The sequence below is a fragment of the Halomonas cibimaris genome, assembly GCF_055379665.1.
The window spans coordinates 2,089,660-2,115,587 of the sequence record NZ_AP043828.1 but is presented as its reverse complement, the minus strand read 5'-3'; the positions used below and the strand labels follow the sequence as shown (position 1 = coordinate 2,115,587).

Annotated in this window: 28 protein-coding genes; 3 read left to right on the top strand and 25 right to left on the bottom strand. The window is 64.3% G+C overall.

Annotated elements, in window-relative coordinates; genetic code table 11:
• The first annotated feature begins 94 nt into the window (after positions 1 to 94).
• Entirely contained in the window at positions 95 to 331 is a 237-nt protein-coding gene (locus ACZ415_RS09845) for a hypothetical protein (protein WP_344703905.1), read from the top strand.
• Positions 331 to 1,155 (top strand): exodeoxyribonuclease III, encoded by an 825-nt coding sequence (gene xthA / locus ACZ415_RS09840; protein ID WP_344703903.1) that lies wholly within the window; start codon positions 331 to 333, stop codon positions 1,153 to 1,155. The genes ACZ415_RS09845 and xthA overlap by 1 nt, the downstream gene beginning before the upstream one ends.
• On the opposite strand, the gene ACZ415_RS09835 is transcribed toward xthA, so the two are convergent.
• The 13 genes from ACZ415_RS09835 to ACZ415_RS09775 form a co-directional block, all read right to left on the bottom strand.
• Complete coding sequence (locus ACZ415_RS09835) at positions 1,144 to 2,238, bottom strand: tetratricopeptide repeat protein (protein WP_344703901.1); 1,095 nt, start codon at positions 2,236 to 2,238, stop codon at positions 1,144 to 1,146. The two genes, xthA and ACZ415_RS09835, sit on opposite strands and share 12 nt — an antisense overlap.
• A gap of 5 nt (positions 2,239 to 2,243) precedes the next feature.
• The gene (locus ACZ415_RS09830; RefSeq protein ID WP_344703899.1) at positions 2,244 to 2,984 is read right to left on the bottom strand and encodes an energy transducer TonB; all 741 of its coding nucleotides are present in this window, start codon (positions 2,982 to 2,984) and stop codon (positions 2,244 to 2,246) included.
• Between the two features lie 8 nt (positions 2,985 to 2,992).
• A complete protein-coding gene (locus tag ACZ415_RS09825) occupies positions 2,993 to 3,400 on the bottom strand; it encodes an ExbD/TolR family protein (protein ID WP_344703897.1) in 408 nt (135 codons plus the stop codon).
• Positions 3,393 to 3,950: a MotA/TolQ/ExbB proton channel family protein gene (locus ACZ415_RS09820; RefSeq protein WP_344703895.1), complete on the bottom strand. Its 558-nt coding sequence runs from the start codon at positions 3,948 to 3,950 to the stop codon at positions 3,393 to 3,395. Before ACZ415_RS09820 ends, ACZ415_RS09825 begins: the two co-directional genes overlap by 8 nt.
• The gene (locus tag ACZ415_RS09815; protein ID WP_344703893.1) at positions 3,925 to 5,301 is read right to left on the bottom strand and encodes a MotA/TolQ/ExbB proton channel family protein; all 1,377 of its coding nucleotides are present in this window, start codon (positions 5,299 to 5,301) and stop codon (positions 3,925 to 3,927) included. Before ACZ415_RS09815 ends, ACZ415_RS09820 begins: the two co-directional genes overlap by 26 nt.
• Complete coding sequence (locus ACZ415_RS09810; protein WP_344703891.1) at positions 5,298 to 6,116, bottom strand: DUF3450 domain-containing protein; 819 nt, start codon at positions 6,114 to 6,116, stop codon at positions 5,298 to 5,300. Before ACZ415_RS09810 ends, ACZ415_RS09815 begins: the two co-directional genes overlap by 4 nt.
• A 240-nt stretch (positions 6,117 to 6,356) precedes the next feature.
• Positions 6,357 to 7,343, bottom strand: a complete 987-nt coding sequence (gene nrdF, locus ACZ415_RS09805; protein WP_344703889.1) for a class 1b ribonucleoside-diphosphate reductase subunit beta — start codon at positions 7,341 to 7,343, stop codon at positions 6,357 to 6,359.
• A gap of 11 nt (positions 7,344 to 7,354) precedes the next feature.
• The gene (gene nrdE, locus ACZ415_RS09800) at positions 7,355 to 9,511 is read right to left on the bottom strand and encodes a class 1b ribonucleoside-diphosphate reductase subunit alpha (protein WP_344703887.1); all 2,157 of its coding nucleotides are present in this window, start codon (positions 9,509 to 9,511) and stop codon (positions 7,355 to 7,357) included.
• Entirely contained in the window at positions 9,493 to 9,906 is a 414-nt protein-coding gene (nrdI, locus tag ACZ415_RS09795) for a class Ib ribonucleoside-diphosphate reductase assembly flavoprotein NrdI (RefSeq protein WP_344703885.1), read from the bottom strand. The genes nrdE and nrdI overlap by 19 nt, the downstream gene beginning before the upstream one ends.
• A complete protein-coding gene (gene nrdH / locus ACZ415_RS09790) occupies positions 9,903 to 10,136 on the bottom strand; it encodes a glutaredoxin-like protein NrdH (RefSeq protein ID WP_344703883.1) in 234 nt (77 codons plus the stop codon). The genes nrdI and nrdH overlap by 4 nt, the downstream gene beginning before the upstream one ends.
• A gap of 359 nt (positions 10,137 to 10,495) precedes the next feature.
• Positions 10,496 to 11,107 (bottom strand): superoxide dismutase, encoded by a 612-nt coding sequence (locus ACZ415_RS09785; protein ID WP_344703881.1) that lies wholly within the window; start codon positions 11,105 to 11,107, stop codon positions 10,496 to 10,498.
• Positions 11,108 to 11,216: 109 nt separating this feature from the next.
• Positions 11,217 to 12,146 (bottom strand): electron transfer flavoprotein subunit alpha/FixB family protein, encoded by a 930-nt coding sequence (locus tag ACZ415_RS09780; protein ID WP_344703879.1) that lies wholly within the window; start codon positions 12,144 to 12,146, stop codon positions 11,217 to 11,219.
• Entirely contained in the window at positions 12,143 to 12,895 is a 753-nt protein-coding gene (locus ACZ415_RS09775) for an electron transfer flavoprotein subunit beta/FixA family protein (protein WP_344703877.1), read from the bottom strand. Before ACZ415_RS09775 ends, ACZ415_RS09780 begins: the two co-directional genes overlap by 4 nt.
• A 273-nt stretch (positions 12,896 to 13,168) precedes the next feature.
• Here ACZ415_RS09775 and ACZ415_RS09770 point away from each other — a divergent pair, with 273 nt between their 5' ends.
• Positions 13,169 to 14,809, top strand: a complete 1,641-nt coding sequence (locus ACZ415_RS09770; protein WP_425552741.1) for an electron transfer flavoprotein-ubiquinone oxidoreductase — start codon at positions 13,169 to 13,171, stop codon at positions 14,807 to 14,809.
• Positions 14,810 to 14,839: 30 nt separating this feature from the next.
• Here ACZ415_RS09770 and ACZ415_RS09765 read toward each other — a convergent pair whose 3' ends face one another.
• From ACZ415_RS09765 to fabG, 12 genes are all read right to left on the bottom strand, one after another.
• Complete coding sequence (locus ACZ415_RS09765; protein WP_344703873.1) at positions 14,840 to 15,661, bottom strand: sulfurtransferase; 822 nt, start codon at positions 15,659 to 15,661, stop codon at positions 14,840 to 14,842.
• A 70-nt stretch (positions 15,662 to 15,731) separates the two neighbouring features.
• Positions 15,732 to 17,930, bottom strand: coding sequence for an ATP-dependent helicase (locus ACZ415_RS09760; protein WP_344703871.1), 2,199 nt, complete (start codon positions 17,928 to 17,930; stop codon positions 15,732 to 15,734).
• Positions 17,927 to 18,484 (bottom strand): DUF1285 domain-containing protein, encoded by a 558-nt coding sequence (locus ACZ415_RS09755; RefSeq protein WP_344703869.1) that lies wholly within the window; start codon positions 18,482 to 18,484, stop codon positions 17,927 to 17,929. Before ACZ415_RS09755 ends, ACZ415_RS09760 begins: the two co-directional genes overlap by 4 nt.
• 36 nt (positions 18,485 to 18,520) lie before the next feature.
• Positions 18,521 to 19,354 carry a TatD family hydrolase gene (locus ACZ415_RS09750; protein WP_344703867.1) on the bottom strand — a complete coding sequence of 278 codons (834 nt, stop codon included), beginning with the start codon at positions 19,352 to 19,354 and terminating at the stop codon, positions 18,521 to 18,523.
• 73 nt (positions 19,355 to 19,427) lie between these two features.
• Complete coding sequence (locus tag ACZ415_RS09745; RefSeq protein WP_344703865.1) at positions 19,428 to 19,763, bottom strand: PilZ domain-containing protein; 336 nt, start codon at positions 19,761 to 19,763, stop codon at positions 19,428 to 19,430.
• 57 nt (positions 19,764 to 19,820) lie between these two features.
• Positions 19,821 to 20,825: a DNA polymerase III subunit delta' gene (locus ACZ415_RS09740; RefSeq protein WP_344703863.1), complete on the bottom strand. Its 1,005-nt coding sequence runs from the start codon at positions 20,823 to 20,825 to the stop codon at positions 19,821 to 19,823.
• A complete protein-coding gene (gene tmk, locus ACZ415_RS09735; protein WP_344703861.1) occupies positions 20,816 to 21,469 on the bottom strand; it encodes a dTMP kinase in 654 nt (217 codons plus the stop codon). The genes ACZ415_RS09740 and tmk overlap by 10 nt, the downstream gene beginning before the upstream one ends.
• A 24-nt stretch (positions 21,470 to 21,493) precedes the next feature.
• The gene (mltG, locus tag ACZ415_RS09730; RefSeq protein WP_344703859.1) at positions 21,494 to 22,504 is read right to left on the bottom strand and encodes an endolytic transglycosylase MltG; all 1,011 of its coding nucleotides are present in this window, start codon (positions 22,502 to 22,504) and stop codon (positions 21,494 to 21,496) included.
• A gap of 1 nt (position 22,505) precedes the next feature.
• Positions 22,506 to 23,324 carry an aminodeoxychorismate lyase gene (gene pabC, locus ACZ415_RS09725; RefSeq protein ID WP_344703857.1) on the bottom strand — a complete coding sequence of 273 codons (819 nt, stop codon included), beginning with the start codon at positions 23,322 to 23,324 and terminating at the stop codon, positions 22,506 to 22,508.
• A 27-nt stretch (positions 23,325 to 23,351) separates the two neighbouring features.
• The gene (fabF, locus tag ACZ415_RS09720) at positions 23,352 to 24,590 is read right to left on the bottom strand and encodes a beta-ketoacyl-ACP synthase II (protein WP_344703855.1); all 1,239 of its coding nucleotides are present in this window, start codon (positions 24,588 to 24,590) and stop codon (positions 23,352 to 23,354) included.
• A gap of 196 nt (positions 24,591 to 24,786) precedes the next feature.
• Positions 24,787 to 25,020 (bottom strand): acyl carrier protein, encoded by a 234-nt coding sequence (gene acpP, locus ACZ415_RS09715; protein ID WP_301513535.1) that lies wholly within the window; start codon positions 25,018 to 25,020, stop codon positions 24,787 to 24,789.
• Positions 25,021 to 25,141: 121 nt separating this feature from the next.
• The gene (gene fabG, locus ACZ415_RS09710) at positions 25,142 to 25,900 is read right to left on the bottom strand and encodes a 3-oxoacyl-ACP reductase FabG (protein WP_344703851.1); all 759 of its coding nucleotides are present in this window, start codon (positions 25,898 to 25,900) and stop codon (positions 25,142 to 25,144) included.
• Between the last annotated feature and the right edge of the window lie 28 nt (positions 25,901 to 25,928).

Genomic DNA, 25,928 nt, shown 5'->3' with positions numbered 1-25,928 from the left:
TGGCCCCAGAGGCGCAGCGTTGCTGTATGCCAGGCGCCGGTGCCTGTTAGAATGAACGCTTCCATCAGGCTATAGGTTACCCCGGAGCGCTTACATGACGCGTCGCAAAAAGACCCGCTCGCTTGCCGACAAGGTATCGATTCGTACCGGTCGACGTAAGGACTACAAACAGTGGCGCCACGCCAACCCTGACCAGACGGGGCCATCAAAGCGCTTTGCCGCCAAAAAACAAAAGCAGCGCCAGCAGCAGGCGCAAAAACGTCTGCAGCGCCAGCAAAGCGCGCCGAACATTGCCATTCACCCCTCCGATAACGGCGGGGAGAAGCACTGATGCGGCTGGTCTCGTTTAACGTCAACGGCATTCGGGCACGCCCCCATCAGCTAAAAGCACTGGTCGAGAGCCATCGGCCGGACGTCATCGGCCTGCAGGAAACCAAGGTACAAGACAGCGAGTTCCCGCGGGAAAGCGTGGAGGCGCTGGGCTATCACGTGGTGTACCACGGCCAGAAAGGCCATTACGGCGTAGCACTGATGTGCCGCCAGGCACCCGAAGCGGTGTTTTACGGCTTTCCCGACGATGAAGAAAACGCCCAGCGGCGCATGATCGGCGTGCGCCTGCGCGGCGCCGAAGGCGAGGCGGTTACGGTATGGAACGGCTACTTCCCCCAGGGAGAAAGCATCCATCACCCTACCAAGTATCCCCACAAGGCGCGGTTTTACGCCCAGCTCTTGCAGCTGCTGCACGACCGGCACTCGCCCGACGACCACGTCGCGGTGATGGGCGATTTCAACGTATCCCCCGAAGATCGTGATATCGGCATCGGCGAGGCCAACCGCAAGCGCTGGCTGCGCGAGGGCAAAACAAGCTTTCAGCCCGTGGAGCGTGAGTGGCTCGGCGGCATCAAGGCCTGGGGGCTTGCCGACAGCTATCGGATCTGCCACCCGGCGCGTGACGATCTTTTCAGCTGGTTTGACTACCGCTCCAAAGGTTTTGACCGCGACCCGCGGCGCGGGCTGCGCATCGACTATATTCTGGTCAGCTCGCCCCTTGCCCGGCGCGTCCGGGAATCGGGCATCGACTATGCGCTGCGCGGCATGGAAAAGCCCTCGGACCACGCGCCGGTATGGACCGAGTTTGATCTGTCACTGGCCTGACCCGGCTTTCAGCGCTGCCAGCCACGGCTTTGCCTGCTCGTCACCCAGGGCCACGGCGCGCTCAAAGGCCGCTCTGGCTTGGGCATCCTGCCCCCGGGCATAGGCCAGCCGGCCCAGCATGCGCCACTGCTCGGCGCTTTGGGTATGCAGCGCCAGCGCCCGCCGGGCCTTGAGCGCGTGCGACACGTCCCGGGCCTGCTGCCAGGCCGTGGCGCGCAGGCTCAGCGTCAGCGCGCTGCGCACCACCCGCCCCGCGGCAAGCCCGGCGTCCAGCAGTTCAGCCGCTCGCGCCGGCGTACCGCCGCTTATATGCAGGTCAATCAGCTGCCAGTAGTCTGCCGGGCGCTCAAGCCGGCCCAACCGCCAGGCGGTGTCCCAAAGCCCGGCGGCCACCCCCGGCCGGCCGGCGCGCTGGGCGACCCCGGCGGCCTGACGCCACGCATCGGCACTGCTGTCTGGCCCAAGCTCGGCGGTGAGTTCGTCCAGCGCCTTGTCCATGCGCCCGGCGTTGAGGTTGACGGCCAGCGCCAGCCGACGCCGGCGCTCGGTTGCCACTTCACCGGCCGCCTCCAGCGCCCTGGCGGCGTCTTCCCAGCGCTTTTCCTGGGCCAGCCAGCCGATCAGGCGCCAGCGCGCGTCGCGGCGCTCGGCGCCGGCCGGGGCGCTATCCAGCCACTCGCTCAGCCGGGCAACGGCCCGGTCGTTGTCTCCGCCGGCCCGGTAAAGTTCGGCCTGCTCGCGCAGCCAGCGCCGGCTCAGCTCGCTTTTCGGCCCCAGCGCCTGACGCGCCCGGGCAAGCTGGCCGGCGGCAGCGCCGTAACGTTTTTGCTCGGCCAAAGCGCTTGCCACCAGCTGACGATACAGCGCGCTTGCGTAGCGGTCGGCGGCGTTGCCCGAGGCAAAGCGCTCGGCCTGGCGCTTGCCGTGACGCACCGCGCGCTCCAGTTTGCCCTGCTCAAAAGACGCCTCGAGCGCTTGCAAATCACGAATCACATCGCCGGCAAGCGAGGGCGCACCCCACGCCGCGACGCTTGATAGCCCTAGCAGCGCAGCGCACAGCAGGCGGGCAAAATAACGGGGCATATAAACTACCTCAGCTGGAACCGAATACGCTGCGTGGCCCGGCGGCGCTGGCTGCCCGGCTCAAACTGCCACTGGGCAATGGCCTTGCGCGCGGCCGGCTCGAAAACTCGGCGGGGCTTGGCCTGAATCACGCGAATCGAGTCTTTCTCTACCCGGCCGTCGCGGCGAATGACAAAGCGCATCTCGACAAATCCTTCCATACCGCGGCGCTGCGCCCGGGACGGATACTGGGGGCTAACCCGGCGAGTCGGCGCGACCTGCCCTACATCCACCGGCTCGTTGGATGCCGGGCTCGGCTCGGGGCTGGGGCGTGCCTGGCGGTCGGTGGACGGCGTCGCGGCCGCCGCCTGGGCTGCCGGCGCGGGGCTCGGGCCGGGTTCGGGCTCAGGCTGCGGCTGAGGCTCGGGCTGTGGCCTGGGTTCCGGCTTGGCCTCGGTCAGCTCCGGCAGCCGGCTGTCCAGCGCTACGGTTTCGGCCGGCACGTCCGGCAGCGTAGCGTCAGGCAGTGCGATAGCACTGCTTGCCACCGGTGCCGGGGCCGGCGCGGGCGGCGGCGTTTGCGCCACCGTCTGGGGCTTTGTCTGGGCCGGCGCCGGCGGCGGAGGCGCTGCTTGGGTAATCGCCAGCGTCATCTGCTCGGGCTTTTGATGATCGGCGCTTGGCGGCATCACCAAAAGCGCCAGCAGCCAGAAAAGCGTCAGCGCAAGCCCGCCGCCGCAAAGCCAGGAAAGGCCGTTACGCAGCATGGCCCACCTCATGAGCCGCTGCGGCTAGCGGCCACGGCCATCTTTTCGACGCCTGCCTGCTTGAGCCGATCCATGACTTCAATGAGCAGCCCGGTTTCCGCGCGGCGGTCGGCCTGAATCACCACGCTGCCGTCATCGCTGATCATTCCGGCTACCTGCTTGCCCACGCGGTGGGTATCCACGGGGCTGCCGTCAACCCACACGGCCCCTTCGGCGGTGAGCGCTACCAGCACCTGGGCGTCGGCCCGGGAGGTAGCGGCGCTGGACTCCGGCCGTTCGATGTCGACCCCGCTTTCCTTGACAAAGCTGGTGGTGACGATAAAAAAGATCAGCATGATAAACACCACGTCCAGCATCGGCGTCAGGTTGACTTCACTGCTGTCGGCGTCCGCGGCCAGCGAATGGCGTCTACGCATCGTTGTTCTCCCGTGAGCGATGTTCCAGTGCCCGGGTCAGACGGTCGTGCAATCGCTGGTCTTCCCGGCGGATGACGTGCTCAAGGCGGCTGATAAACAAAAGCCCCACCACGGCAATGGCCATGCCGGTGAGCGTGGGCAGCGTGGCCCGGGCCACGCCGTCGGCCATGGCGCGCGCCTGACCGGTATCGTTGAGCGCGAGGCTGTCAAACACGCTGATCATGCCGGTCACGGTACCCAAAAGCCCCAGCAGCGGACACAGCGCCACCAGCAGCTTGAGCCAGGGCAGCGGCTTGGCAAGCCGGGCCATCAGCGTCTGCGCGCGAACGTGGCGCAGCGTGCGTGCGCTCCAGCTGTGATGCTCCCGGCGGGCGGCCCAGCGGCGCACCAGATCCTGGCGCGCCGGCCGCCAGCTGAGCTGATAAAACCAGAAGCGCTCCACACCCAGGGTAAACACCAGCACCGCCACGCCGGCCAGTATCACCAGCACGCCGCCGCCGGCGTCCATCAGCCGGGCAACGGGCTCAAGCCACGGTTGAGGCACGCTCATGCGTCGGCTCCGTGTGTGCTGTTGCGGGGTGGTGTTCCAGATGCGTGGCCAGCGCTGCGCTGGCCTGGCCTTCTACGATCTGCGCCAGCGCCCGGCTGCGGCTGGAAAGCGCGGTCTGGGCAAACAGCAGCGGCACCGCCGTGATCAGCCCCAGCACCGTGGTCACCAGCGCCTGGCTGATGCCGCCGGCCATCAGCTGGGGATCGCCGGTGCCAAACACGGTAATCGCCTGAAACGTCACGATCATGCCGGTCACGGTACCCAAAAGCCCCAGCAGCGGCGCCACGGCTGCGAGCAGCTTGACCAGCGGCTGGCCGCGCTCAAGCCTTGGCAGCTCGGCGAGCACGGCTTCGTCCAGCCGGGCTTCCAGCGCTTCGGGGGCTTGCTGCTTGTCCAGACGCTGAAACCGCAGCAGCACCCGTCCCAGCGGATTGTTGGGCCGCAGCGTGGCAGGCGTTCGGCGCTGGCGGCGCACTCGGGCACTTACCGCCAGCAGGTAGGCATACTGCACGGCGGCCACCAGCAGGCCGACCGCCCCCAGGGCGACGACTACATAGCCGACGTAGCCGCCCTGATGAAACCGCTGCCACAGAGTCGGGCGCTGCGTCAGCGCTTCCAGCACGCTGCCGCGCGTCGGGTCCACCGCCAGGGTGCGGCGCTCGCCGCTGGCGTAGCCGGCCAGCCAGCGGCTGACCTCCCTGGGCGTGTCGGGCTCCAGCGCCGGGCTTTCATCGCCACCCCGACGCGTGAGCAGCGCGTTCGGGGTAAAGGCGGCAAAGTCCCCCACGCGCACCACGCTGCGCTCGCTGACGTTACCGCCGGCATCTGCCACGGGCAGCGTGATACGCTCGGCGCGGCCGGTCGCCCGGGTAAGCCCGGCGAGGCTGTCGACCACGTCTTCCAGATGGCGCTGTTCAAGCACTTCGGCATCGTCCAGGCGCGGCGGCAGCGGCGTATCACCCAGGGTGAGCCAGCTGTCGTCGCCCAGGGCGTTGCGCACCTCGGAGCTGTGGCGGGCAAGCGCTGACAGCAGCCCGGCAAGGCGTTCGCCCTGCTCGCTTTGACGGGTTTCCAACCGGGCTGCGCTGAACGTTTGGGCGGTTTGCCGAATCGACAGCGCAGCGGCTTTGCGGCGTGCCTGAGCATGGGCTTTACGGGCCGCCGCTAGCGCGCTTTGCCGCGCCTGCTGATCGTCGACCAGCTCCAGCAGCCGCTGGCGATCGCGCATTTCTGCGGCCTGGCGCGCCTCGCGCAGAGACGCTACATCGGGCTCTGTCTGCGCCTGGCCGGCGCCAGCCAGCAGCAGCGCACCGGCAGCGACCAGCAGGACCCTCCATCGAAATCGGCTCATGCGTCATCCCCTTGGGCATCTTTTGTATCATCGCTCGGCGGTGCGGCGACTGTGACCGACAGCGGCATGGTCAACAGCTCAGGGGCACGCTGCGCCTCGGCCACCAGCAGGCCGTGGCGCACTTCGCGCCGGCCGGCCTCGTCCAGCGGCTGCCACTGGCGGCGCTCGGCGTGCCAGACGCCACCCTTGCGGCCGTCCGGCGTCAGGTAGTACCAGCCGATGCGCCCCAGACGAAGAAAGTCCACCTCTCTGGTTTCTTCGTCGCTGAGCTGTACGCGGCCGCGCCAGCGATCCACGTCGCGCCCGTAGGCAAGCTCGGCGCGCCAGGCTTCCAGCAGCCGGCGAATACGCGCAGCGGGTGCCAGCGCTTCGTCGTTTTCCACCCGCGCCAGGCGTTCCTGCTTGAGAAACGGCATGTCGTTTTTGATAAAGCCGCTTAGCTGGCGCGCCATGTCCTGTTCGATGCGCGGCAGCGCCTTGCGGGTGTGCTCAAGGGTATCAAGCGCCCGGCCAAGCGCCTGCTGGCGCTCGGCCTCGTCTGCCAGCCGCCGCTGCTGCTTGCGGTTTTGATGGCGCAGCGCGCGGGTTTCACGTTCAAGCTTGCGAAGCTCTGCAATGGCCGTACGGGTTTTTTCACTGGCCTGATCAATCTGTGCTTGCAGCTTCGCCTGGGTATGCTGGGCATCTACCCCGTCCACCGCCGCACGAGACGCGGCCGCCTCGTCAGCGGCCCATGACGAGCCTGCAGGCAGCAGCGCGGCCAGCGCACCGGCCGCTGCCAGACAATACGCCGCTGCGCGAATGGTGTTAGTCAAGAGCATCTCCGCCACATGGGTCAGCGTGCTTATCCGCCGGCGGCTCGATCGTTGAGAATGGCCAAGGGATAAGAACGGTTTGCGTTTGTACGCACAGCCTAGCACTTCTTTATTGAATGGCAATACTTATCATTTAATTTAGCGCCGCGCGCGGCCTCTCCGGCGATTCCGGCTATAAAAAAACGCTTCCGGGCGTGCCGGAAGCGTTTGTGATGTGCCGGGCGCACCGAGCGGCGCCGGTTAAAACGCCCAGTCGTCGTCTTCGGTGGCCTCAGCGCGGCCGATCACGTAGGACGAGCCGGAACCCGAGAAAAAGTCGTGGTTTTCGTCGGCGTTGGGCGCCAATGCCGCCATGATGGTGGGGTCCACGTCGGTCACGCTTTCCGGAAACAGCGCTTCAAACCCCAGATTCATCAGCGCCTTGTTGGCGTTGTAGTGGAGGAATTTCTTGACGTCCTCGGTAAGGCCCACGCCGTCGTACAGCGACTCGGTGTATTTGATTTCGTTGTCATACAGCGCCATCAGCAGCTCATAGGCGTAGTTTTTCACCTCGGCCTGACGCTCAGGCGTGGCTTCTTCATAGGCCAGCTGAAACTTGTAGCCGATGTAGTAGCCGTGTACGGCTTCGTCGCGAATGATCAGCCGAATCAAATCCGCGGTGTTGGTCAGCTTGGCGTGGCTTGACCAGTACATGGGCAGAAAAAAGCCCGAGTAGAACAGAAACGATTCGAGAAACACGCTGGCCACCTTGCGCATCAGCGGGTCTTCCGAATAGTAGCGCTCCAGAATCAGCGTGGATTTCGCCTGCAGCGTGGGGTTTTCCTCGCTCCAGCGAAAGGCGTCGTCAACGTCGCTTGTCGCGCACAGCGTGGAGAAAATCGAGCTGTAGGAGCGCGCGTGCACCGCCTCCATGAAGGCGATGTTGGCGTAGACCGCCTCTTCGTGGGGCGTGCGCGCATCGGGCATCAGCGCAGGCGCCCCGACGCTGCTCTGGATGGTGTCCAAAAGCGTCAGCCCGGTAAACACGCGGATGGTCAGCCGCTGCTCTTCGGCGGTCAGCGTCTTCCACGACGGGATATCGTTGGACAGCGGGACTTTTTCGGGCAGCCAGAAGTTGCTGGTCAAACGGTTCCACACCTCCAGGTCCTTGTCGTCCTGAAGGCGGTTCCAGTTGATTGCATCCACTCGGGAAACCCGCGGCGCGGCGGGCGTTTGCATCGCAGTCATGTTCTTCTCCTTTACAGCGTGCAGGACACGCAGCCTTCCACTTCGGTGCCGGCAAGCGCAGCCTGGCGCAGGCGAATGTAATAAAGCGTCTTGATGCCCTTGCGCCAGGCGTAGATCTGGGTGCGGTTGATATCCCGCGTGGTCGCGGTATCGGGGAAAAACAGCGTAAGCGACAGCCCCTGATCCACGTGCTGGGTGGCCTCGGCGTAGGTGTCGATGATCTTTTCCGCGCCGATCTCGTAGGCGTCCTGAAAGTACGCCATGTTCTCATCGTTGAGATACGGCGCCGGATAGTAGGCGCGGCCGAGCTTGCCTTCCTTGCGAATTTCGATCTTGGCGGCCACCGGATGAATACTTGAGGTGGCGTGGTTGATATACGAAATGGAGCCGGTAGGCGGAATCGCCTGGAGATTACGGTTGTAAAGCCCGTGGGCCATAACGGAGGCTTTCAGCTCGCGCCAGTCGTTTTGGTTTGGCAGGTGAATGCCCGAACGCGCAAACAGATCCTTGACCTTGTCGGTGCGCGGCGCCCAGACCTGATCGGTATATTTATCGAAAAAGCGGCCGTCGGCGTAGCGCGATTCGGCAAAGCCCTTGAAGGTATCGCCGTTTTCGATGGCCAGGCGATTGGAAGCGCGCAGGGCGTGGTAGGCCACGGTATAGAAGTACAGGTTGGTGAAATCCAGCCCCTCGTCCGAGCCGTAGTGGATATGTTCCCGGGCAAGAAAACCGTGCAGGTTCATCTGCCCCAGGCCAATCGCCCGGGACCGGGCGTTGCCGTTGGCCACCGACGGCACCGACGACAGGTTGCTGATCTCGGATACAGCGGTAAGCCCGCGCACGGCGGTTTCCACGCTGGAACCGATATCCCCGCTGTCCATCACCCGGGCGATGTTGAGCGAGCCCAGATTGCAGGAAATATCCTCGCCCACCTGCGCATAGCCCAGATCTTCATCGTAGCGGCTGGGCGTATTGACCTGCAGAATCTCCGAGCACAGGTTGCTCATGTTGATGCGCCCGGTGACGGGGTTGTCGCGGTTGGCGCTGTCTTCAAACAAGACGTAGGGGTAACCGGACTCAAACTGCAGCTCGGCCAGGGTCTGAAAAAATGTCCGAGCGTTGATCTTGCTTTTGTGAATACGCTTGTCGGCGACCATCTCACGGTATTTTTCGGTCACGCTGATGTCGCCGAACGCCACGCCGTAGACCCGCTCTACGTCGTAGGGCGAGAACAGATACATATCTTCGTTGTGCTTGGCAAGCTCGAAGGTGATGTCGGGAATGGTCACGCCCAGCGACAGCGTCTTGATGCGGATTTTTTCGTCGGCGTTTTCGCGCTTGGTATCCAGAAAGTGAAGAATATCCGGATGGTGGGCGTTGAGATACACCGCCCCGGCGCCCTGGCGTGCGCCCAGCTGGTTGGCGTAGGAAAACGCGTCTTCCAAAAGCTTCATAATCGGGATAATCCCCGACGACTGGTTCTCAATGCGTTTGATCGGCGCGCCCTGCTCGCGGATGTTGCTGAGCAAAAACGCCACCCCGCCGCCGCGCTTGGACAGCTGCAGCGCGGAGTTGATCGCCCGGCCGATGGATTCCATGTTGTCTTCAATGCGCAGCAGAAAACACGACACCAGCTCGCCGCGCTGGCGCTTGCCGCAGTTGAGAAACGTCGGCGTGGCCGGCTGAAAGCGGCCGTTGATCATCTCGTCCACCAGCGCTTTTGCCAGGGCCTCGTCGCCGCGGGCCAGGGTCAGCGCGACCGTGCAGACGCGATCTTCAAAGCGTTCCAGGTAGCGCTTGCCGTCAAAGGTTTTCAGCGTATAGCTGGTGTAGTACTTGAACGCGCCGAGAAAGCTGGAAAAGCGAAACTTGTAGGCGTAGGCCTGCTCAAACAGCGCCTTGATAAAGGCCGCATCGTACTGTGCGAGCATCTCGGCTTCGTAGTAGCCCTGCTCGACGAGGTAGTCGAGCTTTTCTTCCAGCGAGTGGAAAAACACCGTGTTTTGGTTGACGTGCTGCAAAAAATATTGGCGCGCCGCTTCGCGGTCCTTGTCCAGCTGCAGGCGGCCGTCGGCGCCGTACAGGTTGAGCATGGCGTTAAGCGCGTGGTAATCCAGCGTTTTTGCGGCCTGCTGGGAAGGCGCCGGTGCTACTGATGTGGTGGCCAAAACGAGGTAACTCCCTGACGAACGTTGGCGACGTCTTGCGGCGTGCCAAACAGCTCAAAGCGATATAAAAGCGGCACGCCGCACTTTTTTGCGACGATGCGCCCGGCAATGCCGTAGGCGGCGCCGAAATTGGTATTGCCCGCCGCGATCACGCCGCGAATGAAGCGCCGGTTGTGCGCATCGTTTAAAAAATGAATCACGGGTTTGGGCACGGCCCCGGCGACGCTGCCGCCGCCGTAGCTGGGCACAACCAGAATATAGGGCGACTCGACCTTTAGCGGCGGCACATCTTTTTCAAAGGGAATGCGCTCGGCGGGCAGGTCGAGCTTTTCGATAAAGCGACGTGTATTTCCCGACTTGGTGGAAAAATACACCAGCTGCGGTGCGGTGCTCATGCCGTGGCGGCGGTGAGTTCGCGGATGCGATCCGGACGAAAGCCTGACCAGTGCGCCTCGCCGGCGATAACGACCGGCAGCTGACGATGACCCAGCTGCACCAGCTTGTCGCGGGCTTTGGGCGTTTCGTCTACATTGATAACGGTATAAGAAAGGCCCAGCTTTTCCATTTCCCGGTAGGTTGCCGTGCACTGCACGCACGACGCCGCGCTATACACCGTAATCGCCATTGTTGAGCTCCTCACTGTAAATACGTTGGATCATTAACAGGGATAAACGCGCCCGGGCGCGCAGGTGCGCCCTGCCCGACGGGCACAATATATAGTATATATCGCGCACTTCAAGGCATATTTTGCACTATATATAGTTATTTTCTGCGAAAGATATAACGGCGCAATGTCAAGCTGTCGAGGCGGCGGATTTTATGCTAGGGGCAAGCCGAAGGCGGGAAAACGGGCAGAAAACGTTGCCAAAAATCACGAACGGGCAAAGAACAATACGGGCGTACGGGCATAAAAAAACCGCCCGCTGATCCACAGCGAGCGGTCGGTCACGCTACCGTCGGGGCAGCGTCAGGTCAGCCTGTGCTTCAGGCTACGGCTGCCTGGTAGCGACGCTCGACCTCTTCCCAGTTGATGACGTTGAAAAACGCCGCGATGTAGTCCGGGCGCTTGTTCTGGTATTTGAGATAGTAAGCGTGCTCCCAGACGTCAAGCCCCAGAATCGGCGTGTTGCCGTGGGAAATCGGGCTGTCCTGGTTGAGCGTGTTTTCTACCACCAGCTTTTTCTCCGGCGTTACGCAAAGCCAGGCCCAGCCGCTGCCGAAACGGCCCAGCGCGGCTTTTTTCAGCGCATCCTGAAAGGCTTCATAGCCGCCAAGCTCGGCATCAATGGCCTTGGCCACGTCGCCGTGAGGCTGGCCGCCGCCGTTGGGCGACATCATTTGCCAGAACATGGTGTGGTTGACCACGCCGCCGCCGTTGTTGATCACGGCCTGGCGCTTTTCTTCCGGCACCCGGTCCAGGTTGGCCAGCAGCTCTTCGCCGGGCACGTCTTCAAGGCCGGTGCCTTCAAGCGCGGCGTTCAGGTTGTTGACGTAAGTCTGATGGTGACGCGAATGGTGGATTTCCATGGTGGTCGCGTCAATGTGCGGTTCCAGCGCATCGTAGGCGTAGGGTAGTTCGGGCAGTGTATGTACCATTTGTCATCCTCTCCTTGCGTTATGGTTTTACCGTTGCTCTTGTCAACGCCCTATAAGGTGCGGCCTTGATCGCAGGATTTCAACCGCCGTCGTCGGCGGACCGGTATCGCTACAGCTTGCTTTCCAGCTCAGGCAGCACATCAAAGAGATCGCCCACCAGGCCATAGTCAGCCACTTGGAAAATCGGCGCTTCCTCGTCTTTGTTAATGGCAACGATCACCCGCGAGTCTTTCATACCGGCCAGGTGCTGTATCGCGCCGGAAATGCCCACGGCGATATACAGATCCGGGGCGACGATTTTGCCCGTCTGGCCGACCTGCATATCGTTGGGCACAAAGCCTGCGTCTACCGCCGCGCGCGAGGCGCCGATGGCGGCGTCAAGCTTGTCGGCAATGCCGCCCAGCAGCCGGAAATTCTCGCCGTTGCCCATACCGCGCCCGCCGGACACGATGACGCTGGCACCGCCCAGCTCGGGCCGCTCGCTTACGGCGAGCTGTTCGTCAACAAACTGCGTGAGCGTGTTGTCCACCACGATATCCAGCGCTTCTCGCGGTGCCGCCTCCGCTGCCGGCGCCACGGCGTCAAAGGCGCTGGGGCGCACGGTTATCACCTTGAGATTCTCGCGGTTTTGCACCCGGGCCACGGCGTTGCCGGCATAGATCGGGCGCTTGAATGTATCTGCGCTTTCCACCGCGATAATATCCGACACCTGCCCTACGCCTTTAAGCGCTGCCAGGCGCGGCAGCACGTTTTTGCCGGCCGTTGAGGTGCTTGCAAGCACATGGGTATAGTCGTCGACAAGCGCTGCCAGCAGCGCGCTCAGCGGCTCGGCCAGCCGATGGGCATAAACGGCGTGATCTGCCACGCGCACCCGGCTGACGCCTTCCAGCCCGGCAGCCTGGCCGGCTGCCTCCTGCACGCCGTCCCCCGCCACCAGCACGTCCACGCGGTCATCGATGGCCCGAGCGGCCGCCACGACGTGCGCCGTTTCACCGGCCAGCCGGCCTGCGTCCAGATCGGCGAGTACCAGAATGCTCATGTAATCACCTTTGCTTCGTTTTTGAGTTTATCCACCAGCTCGTCAACCGAGGCCACCTTGACCCCGCCGCGACGCGCTTGCGGCGGCTCAACGCTTAACAGCTCAATATTGGACGCTACGCTGACGCCGAGCGCCTCGGGCGAAGTCTCTTCGAGCGGTTTTTTCTTGGCTTTCATGATCGCGGGCAGTTTGGCATAGCGCGGCTCGTTCAAGCGCAGATCGGCGCTGATCACCGCCGGCAGCGTTAACCGCAGCGTTTGCATGCCGCCGTCGATTTCCCGGGTTACCGTAACGGCTTCGCCGTCCACCTCGATGCTAGAGGCAAAAGTGCCCTGGGCGGCATCCATCATCGCTGCCAGCATCTGGCCGGTCTGGTTGTTGTCGCTGTCAATGGCCTGCTTGCCCAGCAGCACCAGGCCGGGCTGCTCCTGCTCGGCGATCTGCGCCAGCATTCGGGCGGCGTTGAGCGAGTCCACGCGCGCCTCGGTCTGCACGTGGATCGCCCGGTCAGCGCCCAGCGCCATGGCCGCGCGCAGCTGTTCCTGGGCGGCCTTGGAGCCGATGGTGACGGCCACAATTTCGCTGGCCACGCCCTGCTCTTTAAGGCGTACCGCCTCTTCCACGGCGATCTCGCAGAAAGGGTTCATCGCCATCTTGACATGGGTCAGATCCACATCCGTGGCGTCCGGTTTGACCCGGATCCTGACGTTGTGATCGACGACGCGTTTTACCGCGACGAGTACTTTCATAGATGCCTCGCTTGGCCTGAAGGGAAAGCCGACTCCCACCTCGTTATCCGCGCACATCGCGGGGCAAGCACCGCTGCCGGCACACCTGCCGGAAAAAGCACGCCGATAACCATCGAAGGAGCGTTCTTGCACGGGTATTATGCCTCTCATGTACCACAATCAGAAGCGCACACGCCGATGAAAGCGGGCGGGCCGGCCTGACGGCGCCAAGGCCCGCACGGCGTGACGACGAACACAGGAGACATCCCGGTGGAAAACGCACAACGCGAGGTAATGGAGTTTGATGTCGTGATCGTAGGCGCCGGCCCCTCCGGGCTGGCGGCTGCCTGCCGACTGATGCAGCAGGCCCGCCAGGCCGAACGGGCGCTTGACGTTTGCGTGGTGGAAAAAGGCTCGGAAGTCGGCGCGCATATTCTCTCCGGGGCGATCTTTGAAACTCGCGCACTCGACGAGCTCTTCCCTGACTGGGCCGAGCGCGGCGCACCGCTGAATACCCCCGTGCAGCGGGACGCAACGTACCTGCTGCGCAGCGCCACGAAAGCCCATCGCCTGCCCCACGCCCTGGTGCCCAAAAGCATGCACAACACCGGCGACGGCATCACCCGCTACGTTGCCAGCGCCGGTGATCTATGCCGCTGGCTGGCCGAGCAGGCCGAAGCGCTGGGGGTAGATGTCCTGCCCGGCTTTGCCGCCCAGCACTCAATTATCGAAAACGGCCGCGTGGCCGGCATCGTCACCGGTGACATGGGCATTGCCGCCGACGGCACGCCCACCGATAACTATGCGCCAGGCATGGAGCTGCGCGCCCGCTATACGCTGTTTGCCGAAGGCTCCCGCGGGCATCTGGGTCAGCAGCTGATCCGCCACTTCGCGCTGGATGCCGGGTGCGATCCCCAGCATTACGCCACCGGCCTCAAAGAGCTTTGGGAAGTGCCCGCCGAACAGCACAAGCCCGGGCTTGTGCTGCACGGTGCCGGCTGGCCGCTGAGCGGCTCAACCCACGGCGGCTGGTTTTTATACCACGCCGATCACGGCCAGGTGCTGGTGGGGCTGATTGTCGATTTGTCCTACCAGAACCCGTGGATTTCGCCGTTTGACGAGTTTCAACGCATGAAGCATCACCCGCTGCTGGCCCGTCATCTGGCCGGCGGCGAGCGCATCGCCTACGGCGCCCGGGCGCTGACCAAAGGCGGCTTTAACAGCCTGCCCAAAATGACCTTTCCCGGCGGGCTGCTGCTGGGCTGCAACGCCGGCACGCTGAACTTTGCCAAGATCAAAGGCCTGCATACGGCCATGAAATCGGGCATGATCGCCGCCGAAAGCGTCTTCGAGGCGCTGGCGGCAGGCGACGAAGGCGGCCGCGAGCTCACCGACTTTACCCGGCGCTGGCAAGCCAGCTGGGCTTATGCCGAGCTCAGCGAAAGCGCCAGCTTCGGCCCGGCGATTCACCGCTACGGCACCGTGCTTGGCGGGGCGTATAACTTTATCAATCAGCTTGTCGGCGGCCGGCTGCCCAACGTTCACGACACGGCAACCGATCCGGGCTCGCTAAAGCCTGCCGACGCCTTTAGCCCTATCGATTACCCCGCACCTGACGGCAAGCTGTCGTTTGACAAGCCATCATCGGTGTTTTTATCCAACACCCACCACGAGGAAAACCAGCCTTCACACCTCAAACTGGTGGATGCCGATCTGCCCATTCGCCATACGCTGCCCAAATACGCCGAGCCGGCCCAGCGCTACTGCCCCACCGGGGTATACGAAATCGTGGAAAACGCAAACGGCGACAAGCAGGTCCAGATCAATTTCCAGAACTGCATCCACTGCAAGACCTGCGATATCAAAGAGCCCTCGCACAACATCATCTGGACGGCCCCGGAAGGCGGCGGCGGGCCTAACTATCCTAATATGTAGGCCCGCTCCTCTATGCAGGCCCCGCCGGCGCTAGTCGCCGGTGGCAACGCCGCGCGTGGCATCGGTGATCCACTCGCTCCAGGAGCCAACGTAGAGCCGGGGCAGCGCGCGCCCGGCCACGGCGTAGGCCAGCACATGGTGGCAAGCGCTCACGCCCGAGCCGCAGTAGACGGCAATGGCCGGCGCCCGGGGCAGCTCCGCGTTGAGCACGGCCGGGGCTTTGAAACCGCCGTCAGCGGTCAGGTTATCCGTGCTCGGCCGATTGACGGCGCCGGGAATATGCCCGGCCACCGTTTCCATGGGCTCGCTTTCACCGCGAAAGCGCGGCGCGGCGCGCGCATCAACCGGCAGCACCTTGCCGCCGGCCACGGTATCGGCGTCAATCCAGGCGGCGTCGTTGAACCGCGGCCGCCAGTCGCTCGGCACCGGCGCTGCGGTCGCCGTTACCAGCGCCCCGCCGCGCTGCTGCCAGGCATCGAGCCCGCCGTCGAGCACGCGCACGTCCGGATGGCCGGCCCATATTGCCAGCATCCACCAGGCCCGCGCCGCGGCCAGCCGGCCGCTGCAATCGTCATACACCACAACCGGCACGTCGGGTTTGATACCCAGACGCTGCACCACGGCGGTAAACGCTTCGGCGTCAGGCAAGGGGTGGCGCCCGCGCGAGCCGGGCTCGGCGGCCAGCTCATCGTCCAGCGATACGTGCTGAGCGCTGGCAATATGGCCCTGGCGCCACAGGCGCCGGCCGGCCTCGGCGTCGTCAAGCCGCGCGCGACAGTCCAACACCTGCGGCGGCACAGCGCCGGCAAGTGCCGTATCCAGGGCTTCAGCGCAAATCAGCGGATGTAGCATGACAAACTCCAGTCGTCGTTATGAAAGCGGGGTCGCCGTGACTCAACGCCGTGACTCAACGGGCAGGCCGTCAGGGCGCGGCGCTGTCCAGCGATTCAATCGGGGCGCGCCGGGCCATCAGCCGCCGGCGCCCGGCACGCTGGAAGCGCACGTCAATCACCGGGTCGTCAGGGTTGCCTTCCACCGCGGCCACTTCGCCGTCGCCGAACACCGCATGACGCAGCCGCTGGCCGGGGAAGAACTCGCCGGCCGTTGAGGGCATGGCCTCTGGCGTCTGCGACGGCGCTTCCAGCGTTATATCGTCACGCGCGACAGCGGCCAGGTAGCGCCGGGCAATATCCGGGGAGTCCACCGTCAGCGGCGCGGCGGGGGGTGCATCGGCGGCAAGCCGGTCGGCAATCGCCATGGCATCTTGCCAGGCGCACTCGGCGAGAAAACGGCTGGGGCGGTGCTCGCCGCCGTCGTGTATCAGCCGCAGCTCTTCCCGGGCCCGGGTGATCCCCACATAGAACAGCCGGCGCTCTTCTTCCAGGCGCTCGTCGGTGAGCGGGTTGTCGCGGCTGTAGTGGGGAAAGTCCTCTTCGTTGATGCCGGCCACCGCCACCAGCGGCCATTCCAGGCCCTTGGCGGCATGTACCGTACTGATCAGCACGCCGCCGGCCTGGTTGTGCACCGGGCGCTGCAAAAGCTCGATAAAGGCGTCGGGGTCGGCTGCGCTCTGCGCCTGCTCGATCAGCACGTCCAGCAGGCGGACATCTTCTTCGCCCTTGTCGCGCCGGGCGGCGGCGCGCTTGAGCACTTTTTCCGCCTCCACCGCGTCCACCACGTAGCGCAGCAGCTTGGCCGGCGGCCAGGCGCCAAGCTTTGGCAGCTCGCACAGCAGCGCCCAGCGCTTTTTCAGCGTCTTGCGCTGCAGCGCCTTGAGCTCGGTGAGCTGCGGGTCGCCGCGCTCGGGCCAGCGCTGGGTGTCGGCCAGCCGGCAAGCCAGCCGCCAGAGCTTTTCCCGGGCGACGAAGGTGGTCGGCTGGGACAGCAGCAGCAGCAGCAGCGCGGGGTCGTGGAGCAGATTGGGCTGGCGGGCCAATCGAAGATAGCCGGCCAGCGCCTGCACCAGCGGCAGACGAAAGACAAAGCGATCTTCTCGCGAAAGGCGAAAGGGGAGTCCGGCTTGTAAAAGCGCCAGCTGAAACGGCACCGATAGGGCCCAACTACGCACCAATAGGCAGGCCTCAGCGAGCGGACGGCCCCGGGCCTGCCAGTCGGTCAGCGCATCCAGCAGCGCGCGGCTGCCCTGCCCTACGGCCACCCGAGTCGCCGGCGTTGCCGGGCCGGCCAGGCACAGCTGATCGGGCCGGCGGCGGTTGGCGGCAATGGCATAGTTGGCCGAAAGCGCCAGCGCGTGGCCGTGGCGAAAGGTGACCGACAGCGGATAGTCCTGCGCTTTGCCAAAGGTGGCGGTAAAGTCGGCAAGCATGGTATCGGGGCGGGCCCCGCGCCATTCGTAGATGCACTGGTTGGCATCCCCCACGGCCATGACGTCGGCCTGGTCACCGGCCAGCAGCGCCAGCAGACGCTGCTGGGCGGCGTTGATGTCCTGGTATTCATCAATGATAACGTGATCCAGAAAGCCGGCTACCCGGGCGCGCAGGGTCTCATCGGCTTCCAGCACCTTGAGCGGGCGATACAGCAGGTCGGCGTAGGTCATCACGCCGTCTTCGTGCAGCAGGCGCTCGGCCTCGTGAAAGGCGGCGGGAAAATAGTCGGTATCGACATCCAGCGCCAGGCGCGGATACAGCGCCTCGGGGGCCAGCATTTCGGCTTTGACCAGCGCGCAGTAGTGCGCCAGCGTTTCCAGCCGGTCGCTTTCCAGGGCCGCATCCCGGCGCTCGCGTTCGTGCTCCAGCACGCTCAGGCTGGCCTGGCGCAGCAGGCGCTCCAGCTGCCAGTCCGCCGACAGCAGACGGCGCGGCTGGAGCACGCCCCAGCGGCACAGGCTCTGGCTCAGCCGGTGGCCCAGCGAGTGAAAGGTGCGCACGTCGGGCAGCGCCTGCCCGGGCGGCGCCATACTGCTCAGACGGCGCTGAAAATCTTCTCGCGCCGAGCGGTTGAACATCAGCACCAGCATCCGTTTGGGCGCCACGCCCTGGGCCAGCAGGTGCAGCACCCGTGCCGCCATGGTAGTAGTTTTGCCTGCGCCGGCCACCGCCGCTACCCGCGCGTGGCCGCCGGCGTGGTGGATCACTGCCTGCTGCTGCCGGGTGAGCCTCACAGCGCCGCGTCTGCCTCGTCGTCGTCCAGGGTGCCCAGCAGGTGCCAGGCGCCGCCGCTTTCGATGCCGACCTGCGTGCCGGCCTCGGTCCGGCGCAGGCTGGCGGCGTCAACCAGCTGATAGTAAACGTTGCGATTAAGCCGGGCGGCAAGGCCAAAGCGCACCGGCACCTGCGGTGCCGCATCGCCTGCCGGGGTGGCCGTCATGGTCAGCGGGTGATCGCCGTCCAGGCGCAGCGCGTCGCCGTGATCGGTGGTCAGCCACCAGTCGCGGCCTTTTTGGCAGGCCGCGACAATCATCAGCGGGCAGTCTTCGACGTCGATGCGCACCCGCTCGGCCGGTGTCACCAGGCACACGCCTTCAGGATCGCGGCGCAGCAGGCTCGCCAGCAGCCGCACAAGGGCCGGGCGCGTAAACGGCTCGCCCTGGTGCCACCAGCTGCCGTCGGCCTTGATGGTCAACGGTATATCGCCACAAAACGGCGGCTGCCACTGATCCACCGGCGGTACTTCAACAGTGTCTTCAGCGTATTGCAGTAAACGTTCAAGGTGCATGCTGACCTCTCTGTATCGTCAACGATCGCTGCCCGGCTACCGGATGAGCCCGGCTCGGCTCAAAGCATCACGCTGCTCGGCCGAGACGTCGGGCGCGGCGGCGCGAAACAAACGATAGAAGTTGGCCGTGGTCTGCATCGCAACTTCGTCAACGCTGATGCCGCGCTCTTGGGCGATGCACTCGGCCACCTCAACCACCCAGGCCGGCTCGTTGGGCTTGCCGCGATGCGGCACCGGTGCAAGATAGGGGCTGTCGGTTTCGATCAGCAAACGGTCCAGCGGCAGCCGGCGCGCCACGTCGCGCAGGGCCGCCGCGCTGGCAAAGGTGACAATGCCGGACAGCGAAATATAAAGCCCCAGCCCCACCGCTCGGCGGGCCATGTCGATATCTTCGGTAAAGCAGTGCAGCACGCCGCCAACGCTTGGGTCCAGGTGTTTTTCCAGCAGCGCCAGGGTGTCTTCCCTGGCGTCGCGAGTATGCACGATCACCGGCAGCCCAAGCGCTCGGGCGGCAATCAGGTGGCGCTCGAAGCGGGCGTGCTGAACGTCTGGCGGTACGCTTTCACGGTAGTGGTAGTCCAGCCCGGTCTCGCCGATGGCCACCGCGCCGAAATGGGCCGCGGCGTCGATAATGGCGTTGGCATCGGGCTCTTGCGCCGGCGTATGCAGCGGGTGCAGGCCGGCCGAGATAACCACATCGTCATGCGCCCGGGACAGCGCGGCAAGCTCGGGCATGCCTTCAAGGCTGGTGGACACGGCAAGAAACTGCGTGACCTGCGCCCGGCGCGCAGCGTCAAGGGCAGCGCCAACGTCGCCGCCGTGCGTTTTGTCCGAGAGACGATCGAGATGGCAGTGGGAATCAACAAACATGGAACACATCGCCTGAGTAAACGCGCCGTGTCTTGCGCCACGGCCTGAATAAAAGTAGCAATGCCAGAGCGGGCTAGAGGGTATAGGAGGCGCTGGCACTTTCCATTTGACCGGCCAGCAGCGTTTCAATGCGATCGCGAACGTTGTAGTCCTGCTGGCTGAAATGTACGCCCACGCCGGGGGTGCGTCGCCCGGTGACGCCTTCGGGGGAAATCCACGCCACCTCGCCGTTTACGGTCAGCTCCTGGCTTTCACCGGGTAAGGTCAGCATCACAATAATCGGATCACCCAGCATGCAGCGCTCGCGGGTGGCGATAAACAGCCCGCCGCGTTCAAGAAACGGCATGTACATCGACAGCAGCGTGGGCACGTCGGGAATCGCCGTTGTCAGCAGTTTTTGCGCACTCACAGTCGCTCTCCGTGGGGAATAATGCGTGGGCGCCGGCCTGCCGGCTTTCGCACGCGTTCAAAAACGCAGCAGCGCCGACCAGCGCACCAGCCACGCCTCAAGCACCAGCTGCGGGTTGGGATTGCTTCCCACGGCCAGCAGACGCCGCTGCTCGCGGGCATAGTCAAGCAGCCGAAACCAGTCCTGCACCCGAGCGTTTTTGACGGCCTGACGGTACAAGGGAAGCTGATCGGGATTTCTCAGCCGCCGGCTGTCGCCGGACAGGCCAAAACCGATCAGATCTTCAAGCCAGGCAACACCGTACCACAGGATGTCGTCCACCGCCTGGCGGTCCAGCCGTGCCGCTTCGGAAACCGGCTCGGCCCCGCGCACCAGCTGCTCAAAGCAGTCGTGCAGCTGCTGGCGAAGGGCGCGCTGTTCCGGCGTGGCAAGCTCAAGGGCCAGCAGCGGCAAACCGCCTGCCACCTGCCACCAAAAGCACGCCTCCTCATCGCTGCCCAGCCGGCCGGCAAGCCAGGCGCGACAGTCGTCAAGCGCCACCGGCGACAGCGACCACTGCTGGCAGCGTGAACGAATGGTGGGCAGCAAACGCGACGGCACATCGGCAAGCAGGACAAACAGCGTCCGGCTGCCCGGCTCCTCCAGGCTTTTCAGCAGCGCGTTGCTGGCCGCTACGTTCATGGCCTCGGCTGGGCTGATCACGATCACGCGATAGCCGCTTTGCTGGGCTGTCTGGGCGACAAAGCGGTTGATCTCACGCACGGTGTCGATGCGAATCTGGCGCTTGCCCTCTTCCGGCGCAATACGCATAAGGTCAGGATGGTACCCCGACTGCAGCATCCGACAGGCGTGACACTCGCCGCAGGCCGTGGCGGCATGGCCGGCGCACAAAATACGCGCCGCAAGCGCCTCGGCCAGCACCTGCTTGCCCACGCCGCGGGGGCCGCTGAGCAGCAGCGCATGGGGCAGACGGCCGCTTTGCTCCAGCTGCCACAGGCGCTCCCAGAGCGGCTGATGCCAGGGCAGCGGGCGGGGCTGCTCTTGCTCTGACGCTAGCGCCATGCTGCCGTCCGCTGGTCAAGTACGGCCGCCAGCTGGCGCTGCACCGTCGCCAGAGGTTTTGCGGCGTCAATCACGGCAAAGCGCGCCGGTTCGGCGGCGGCGCGCTGCCGGTAGGCATCACGCACCGCGATAAAAAACGCGTCGCGCTCGCGCTCAAAGCGATCGCGCTCGCCGCCTCCGGCCTTTGCTCTTTGGCTGACCCGGCGCGAGGCGGCGTCAACGGGCATGTCCAGCAGCAGCGTCAAGTCCGGGGCTGTGCCCTGCTGGACAAAACGCTCGAGCACGCCTATGCGCTCGGCGTCCAGGCCGCGCCCGCCGCCCTGATAGGCATAGGTCGCGTCGGTAAAACGATCGCACACCACCCAGGCCCCGCGGGCCAGCGCCGGGCGGATCTTTTCGGCCAGATGCTGGGCTCGGGCGGCAAACATCAGCAGCAGTTCAGCGTCCGGGGCCAGCGGCTGGTCAAAACCGGGGTCCAACAGCAGCTCGCGCATGGCCTCCCCGCGCGGCGTGCCGCCCGGCTCGCGGGTGCGCACCACTTCAACGCCGCGCGCTTCAAGCCAGGCGGTGACAAACGCCATATTGGTGGATTTGCCTACGCCTTCCCCGCCTTCCAGGGTAATCAAGCGTCCACGCTGGGTCATAAAAGCCTCGCCCCGGGTATCGGATCAGTCATTGTCGCTACGAATAAAGCGGTTTACCGCATTATTGTGCTCACGCAGGCTGCGGGAAAAATAGTGTGAACCGTCGCCTTTGGCAACAAAATAAAGCGTATTGCCGTCCAGCGGGTTCACCGCAGCGTCAAGCGCGGCCTTGCCCGGCAAGGCAATGGGCGTGGGCGGCAATCCGTCGATGACGTAGGTGTTGTAAGGCGTTTTTTCCCGCAGATCGGCCCGGGTAATATTGCCGTCATAGCGCCTACCCATGCCGTAAATAACCGTGGGGTCGGTTTGCAGGCGCATGCCCCGCTTCAAGCGCCGAGAAAATACGCCGGCAATTTCGCGCCGCTCTTCGGGCACGCCGGTTTCCCGCTCGATCAGCGAGGCCATGATCAGTGCTTCATAGGGCGTATCCAGCGCCAGCTCGTCGGCTCTGGACGCCCACGCCTGATCGAGCATCTGCGCCATGCGTGCGTGCGCCTGGCGCAAAATGTCCGTATCGCTCATGCCCCGGTGGTACTGGTAGGTATCAGGAAAAAACCAGCCTTCCGGGTGCGCTTTGTCCACCTCGATCAGCTCAAGCACCTCGGCATCCGTTTTTCCGGCGGTGCGATGCTTGAGCTTTTGCGCCTCGTCAAGCCGTTCGCGCATCTGAGCGAAGGTCCAGCCCTCGGGCACGGTCAGCGAGTAAGTCACCACGTTGTTACTGCCCAAAAGCGCCATCAGTTCGCGGCTGTCCATATCCGGCATCAGCCGGTATTCGCCTACCCGCAGCGCCGGCACTTTTTGCGGGTATACCCGGGCCAGCACCTTCAGCGCCCAGGGGTCTGCGATGACGCCTTGCTGCCCAAGCTCGGCGATTACCTGATGGAAGCCGGCTCCCTCGGGGACCTGATAGAGCAGCGGCTCGTCCAGGGCCAGCGGCGCGGCCAGACGGCTTTGCCAGTAGGCGTAGCCGCCGGCCGCCGCGGCAACACCCAGCGCGACAAGCACCGCCAGCACGGTGAAAAGGCGTTTCACGTCAATTCTCCCCCGATAAGGATGGATAGCCCAAAAGCGCGTGCGCGTCGGCCTGCAGCCACGCCCCGGCAGCCTCGGCAAACCGGCGCAGCGGCTCGCCGGACGGAGTCAACAGCGACCTCACCGGCCACAGGCCCTGAACCGAGTTGCCCACAAACAGCTGCTCGACGGCGGACGACTCGATCAGGGTCTCGGCGCCAAGCAGCGCTTCCTGCACCCGGCCCTGCTCCAGCAGCGCGGCCCGCAGGGTACCGGCCACGCCGCAGGCGTCGAGCGTTGGTGTCCACCAAGCGCCGGCTTCGCGCCAGAACACGTTCATGGCGGTGGCCTCCACCACGTTGCCCCGGGTATCGGCCAGCAGCCCTTCGGCAATATCGGCGCGCTGCCACTCCCGCCTGGCCAGCACGTTTTCCAGCCGGTTCAGATGCTTGATGCCGGCGAGCGTCGGCTGGCGGGCCAGGCGTAGCGTACAGAGGCATACATCAACCCCGCTCCAGCGCTCAACGGCCGGAGCAAACGCCGTGCGCCGATGCAGCAGCCGGGGCCGGGGCGCGTCGGGCATGGCGTAGCCGCGCCCGCCGCTGCCCCGGGTGAAGATGATCTTGAGCACTTCAAGCCCGTCGGCCGGTCCGTCCAGGCAGGCGTCAAGCTCGGCGTCAGCCGGCAGCTCGATACCCAGCACTCGGCAGCCTTGGTGCAGCCGAGCGCGATGGTACGGCCACAGCACCGGTTTACCATCGCGCAGCAGTACGGTTTCAAACACGCCGTCGCCGTAGGCCAGGCCACGGTCGTCAAACGGCACCTGATCCGCTGATGCCATGATAGGCTCCGTTACGTAAGCGCCGGCTTACACTTTTTGAAACAGCAGCGAGCCGTTGGTACCGCCGAAACCAAAAGAGTTGGACAGCGCCACGTCGATGCGCATGTTCCGGGCGGTGTGGGGCACGTAGTCCAGCCGGCAGCCTTGCTGGGGGTTGTCCAGGTTGATGGTCGGCGGCGCGATCTGATCGCGGATGGAGAGCACGCTGAACACCGCCTCCACCGCACCTGCGGCACCCAGCAGATGGCCGATCATGGACTTGGTAGAGCTGACTGCCACGGCCGCCGACGCATCTCCCAGCACCTGCTCGATGGCACGGCTCTCGGCCAGGTCGCCGGCGGCCGTGGAGGTGCCGTGGGCGTTAATATAGTCCACAGCGGCCGGTGCAACCCCGGCATCCTTGATGGCGTTGCGCATGGACATCGCCGCGCCGCTGCCGTCTTCGGGCGGTGCGGTCATGTGGAAAGCGTCGTCGCTCATGCCAAAGCCGCTCATTTCGGCATAGATAGTGGCGCCGCGCGCCTTGGCATGCTCGTATTCCTCAAGCACCAGCACGCCGGCACCGTCAGACAGCACAAAGCCGTCGCGCTCGGCGTCCCAGGGGCGGCTGGCCGCTTCGGGGTCGTCGTTGCGGGTGGAAAGCGCCCGGGCCGCCGAAAAACCGCCAAGGCCCAGCGGCGTGGTGGCCATTTCTGCCCCGCCGCAGACCATGACGTCGGCATCGCCATAGGCAATGGTGCGCGCGCTGTAGCCGATGTTGTGAGTCCCGGTGGTGCAGGCGGTGGTAATGGCGATGTTGGGGCCTTTAAAGCCGTACTGGATCGCCATGTTGCCGGAAATCATATTGATGATAGAGCCGGGCACGAAAAACGGCGAAATACGCCGAGGACCGCTTCTCTGCAGCGCATTGTGGTTGTGCTCGATCATCGGCAAACCGCCGATGCCCGAGCCGATGGCGACCCCGATACGCTCGGCGTTATCGTCACGGCACTCGATCCCCGCATCGGCAACGGCCTGGGCGCCGGCGGCCATGCCGTACTGGATGAACAGGTCCATCTTGCGCGCATCCTTGGGGTTTAAGTAGGCGGAAATATCAAAGTGCTTGATCGATCCGCCAAAACGCGTGTTAAACCCCTGGGTATCGAAATGCTCGATAGGGGCGATACCGCTTTTGCCGGCTACGATGTTAGCCCATGACTGCTCTACGGTATTCCCGACCGGGGTCACCAGGCCTAGCCCGGTTACCACTACCCTTTTTCGTGCCATTCGCTTTCCTCCAGGCATCCTTGGTGACGTAACCCGCGTGGGGCACTGGCTGGCGCATACGCAGCGCAGCTATCAAGCCGGCACAGTATAACGAAATTTACGCGCCGTATTCAGCCGGCAAACAAAAAGCCGCCCATGACAGGACGGCTTTTATGTGGGCGATTGCACCGCCCCGGTTTTTTCGCTGCGACAGCCCTTACTGGTGGGCGTTTACGTAGTCGACAGCTTCTTGAACCGTGGTGATTTTTTCGGCTTCTTCATCGGGGATTTCGGTGTCGAATTCCTCTTCCAGGGCCATAACCAGCTCGACGGTATCCAGCGAGTCAGCGCCGAGGTCTTCAGTGAAGGAAGAGCTGCTCTGAATGTCTTCTTCCTTGACGTTCAGGCGCTCGGCCACAACTTTCTTTACGCGCTCTTCAATAGTACTCATTAACGTACTCCAGTCATTCTCGTCAGCCGTACCAGTGCCGGCTATTGGGAAACCGCAAGCCAAAAGCTGCGGGTAGTTTATAGACGCCCTTGCGCTGACGCAACCGCCAGTTCAAGGGTCATCAACGCATATTCATGCCGCCGTTGACGTGCAGGGTTTCGCCGGTGATGTAGCCGGCGCCGTCGCTGGTCAAAAAGCCCACGGCCGCGGCAATTTCGTCGGGTTCTCCCAGGCGCGCCAGCGGAATCTGCGCCAGCAGCGCCTCTTTTTGCGCTTCAGGCAGCGACTCGGTCATGTCGGTGGCAACAAACCCCGGTGCCACGGCGTTGACCGTAATAGCACGCGACGCCACTTCCCGGGCCAGCGCGCGACTGAAGCCTTCCATGCCGGCCTTGGCCGCCGCGTAGTTGCTCTGGCCGAGATTACCCATGGTGGCAACCACCGAGCTGATCGAGACGATGCGACCGAACCGCGCCTTGGTCATGCCCCGCAGGCAGGCCTTGCTGACCCGATAGACCGACTTGAGGTTGGTGTCCATCACCTCGTCCCACTGGTCTTCTTTCATGCGCATCAGCAAATTATCACGGGTAATGCCGGCGTTGTTGATCAGAATAGTGGGCGCGCCGAAGCGCTCGCCGATAGCTTTAAGCACGCTATCAATGCTTGCCTGGTCGGTAACGTTGAGGCACATGCCGGCCCCTTCAATGCCCTGCTCGACAAAAGCGGCATCAATTTTTTCAGCACCGGCTTCGCTGGTGGCCGTCCCCACGACAATGCGTCCCTGGCGGGCCAGCTCATACGCCACGGCACGACCAATCCCCCGGGAGGCACCGGTCACCAACGCCACGCGGCGCGGCTGTGTTGTCTCTTCCTGTGTCATTGCAGTATGCCTTACTCAAGAATCAGAA

Bases quoted from the DNA above. Each gene is read 5' to 3' on its own strand.
- ACZ415_RS09780 (WP_344703879.1), bottom strand. From the start codon at position 12,146: ATGAGCATTCTGGTACTCGCCGATCTGGACGCAGGCCGGCTGGCCGGT.
- pabC (WP_344703857.1), bottom strand. From the start codon at position 23,324: ATGGCATCAGCGGATCAGGTGCCGTTTGACGACCGTGGCCTGGCCTAC.
- ACZ415_RS09755 (WP_344703869.1), bottom strand. From the start codon at position 18,484: ATGCACCTTGAACGTTTACTGCAATACGCTGAAGACACTGTTGAAGTA.
- ACZ415_RS09785 (WP_344703881.1), bottom strand. From the start codon at position 11,107: ATGGTACATACACTGCCCGAACTACCCTACGCCTACGATGCGCTGGAA.
- tmk (WP_344703861.1), bottom strand. From the start codon at position 21,469: ATGACCCAGCGTGGACGCTTGATTACCCTGGAAGGCGGGGAAGGCGTA.
- ACZ415_RS09835 (WP_344703901.1), bottom strand. From the start codon at position 2,238: ATGCCCCGTTATTTTGCCCGCCTGCTGTGCGCTGCGCTGCTAGGGCTA.
- acpP (WP_301513535.1), bottom strand. From the start codon at position 25,020: ATGAGTACTATTGAAGAGCGCGTAAAGAAAGTTGTGGCCGAGCGCCTG.
- ACZ415_RS09765 (WP_344703873.1), bottom strand. From the start codon at position 15,661: ATGCTACATCCGCTGATTTGCGCTGAAGCCCTGGATACGGCACTTGCC.
- ACZ415_RS09825 (WP_344703897.1), bottom strand. From the start codon at position 3,400: ATGCGTAGACGCCATTCGCTGGCCGCGGACGCCGACAGCAGTGAAGTC.
- fabG (WP_344703851.1), bottom strand. From the start codon at position 25,900: ATGACACAGGAAGAGACAACACAGCCGCGCCGCGTGGCGTTGGTGACC.
- ACZ415_RS09750 (WP_344703867.1), bottom strand. From the start codon at position 19,354: ATGTTTGTTGATTCCCACTGCCATCTCGATCGTCTCTCGGACAAAACG.
- nrdI (WP_344703885.1), bottom strand. From the start codon at position 9,906: ATGAGCACCGCACCGCAGCTGGTGTATTTTTCCACCAAGTCGGGAAAT.
- nrdH (WP_344703883.1), bottom strand. From the start codon at position 10,136: ATGGCGATTACGGTGTATAGCGCGGCGTCGTGCGTGCAGTGCACGGCA.
- ACZ415_RS09845 (WP_344703905.1), top strand. From the start codon at position 95: ATGACGCGTCGCAAAAAGACCCGCTCGCTTGCCGACAAGGTATCGATT.
- xthA (WP_344703903.1), top strand. From the start codon at position 331: ATGCGGCTGGTCTCGTTTAACGTCAACGGCATTCGGGCACGCCCCCAT.
- ACZ415_RS09830 (WP_344703899.1), bottom strand. From the start codon at position 2,984: ATGCTGCGTAACGGCCTTTCCTGGCTTTGCGGCGGCGGGCTTGCGCTG.
- nrdF (WP_344703889.1), bottom strand. From the start codon at position 7,343: ATGACTGCGATGCAAACGCCCGCCGCGCCGCGGGTTTCCCGAGTGGAT.
- ACZ415_RS09775 (WP_344703877.1), bottom strand. From the start codon at position 12,895: ATGAAAGTACTCGTCGCGGTAAAACGCGTCGTCGATCACAACGTCAGG.
- ACZ415_RS09815 (WP_344703893.1), bottom strand. From the start codon at position 5,301: ATGAGCCGATTTCGATGGAGGGTCCTGCTGGTCGCTGCCGGTGCGCTG.
- ACZ415_RS09740 (WP_344703863.1), bottom strand. From the start codon at position 20,825: ATGGCGCTAGCGTCAGAGCAAGAGCAGCCCCGCCCGCTGCCCTGGCAT.
- ACZ415_RS09820 (WP_344703895.1), bottom strand. From the start codon at position 3,950: ATGAGCGTGCCTCAACCGTGGCTTGAGCCCGTTGCCCGGCTGATGGAC.
- fabF (WP_344703855.1), bottom strand. From the start codon at position 24,590: ATGGCACGAAAAAGGGTAGTGGTAACCGGGCTAGGCCTGGTGACCCCG.
- ACZ415_RS09770 (WP_425552741.1), top strand. From the start codon at position 13,169: ATGGAGTTTGATGTCGTGATCGTAGGCGCCGGCCCCTCCGGGCTGGCG.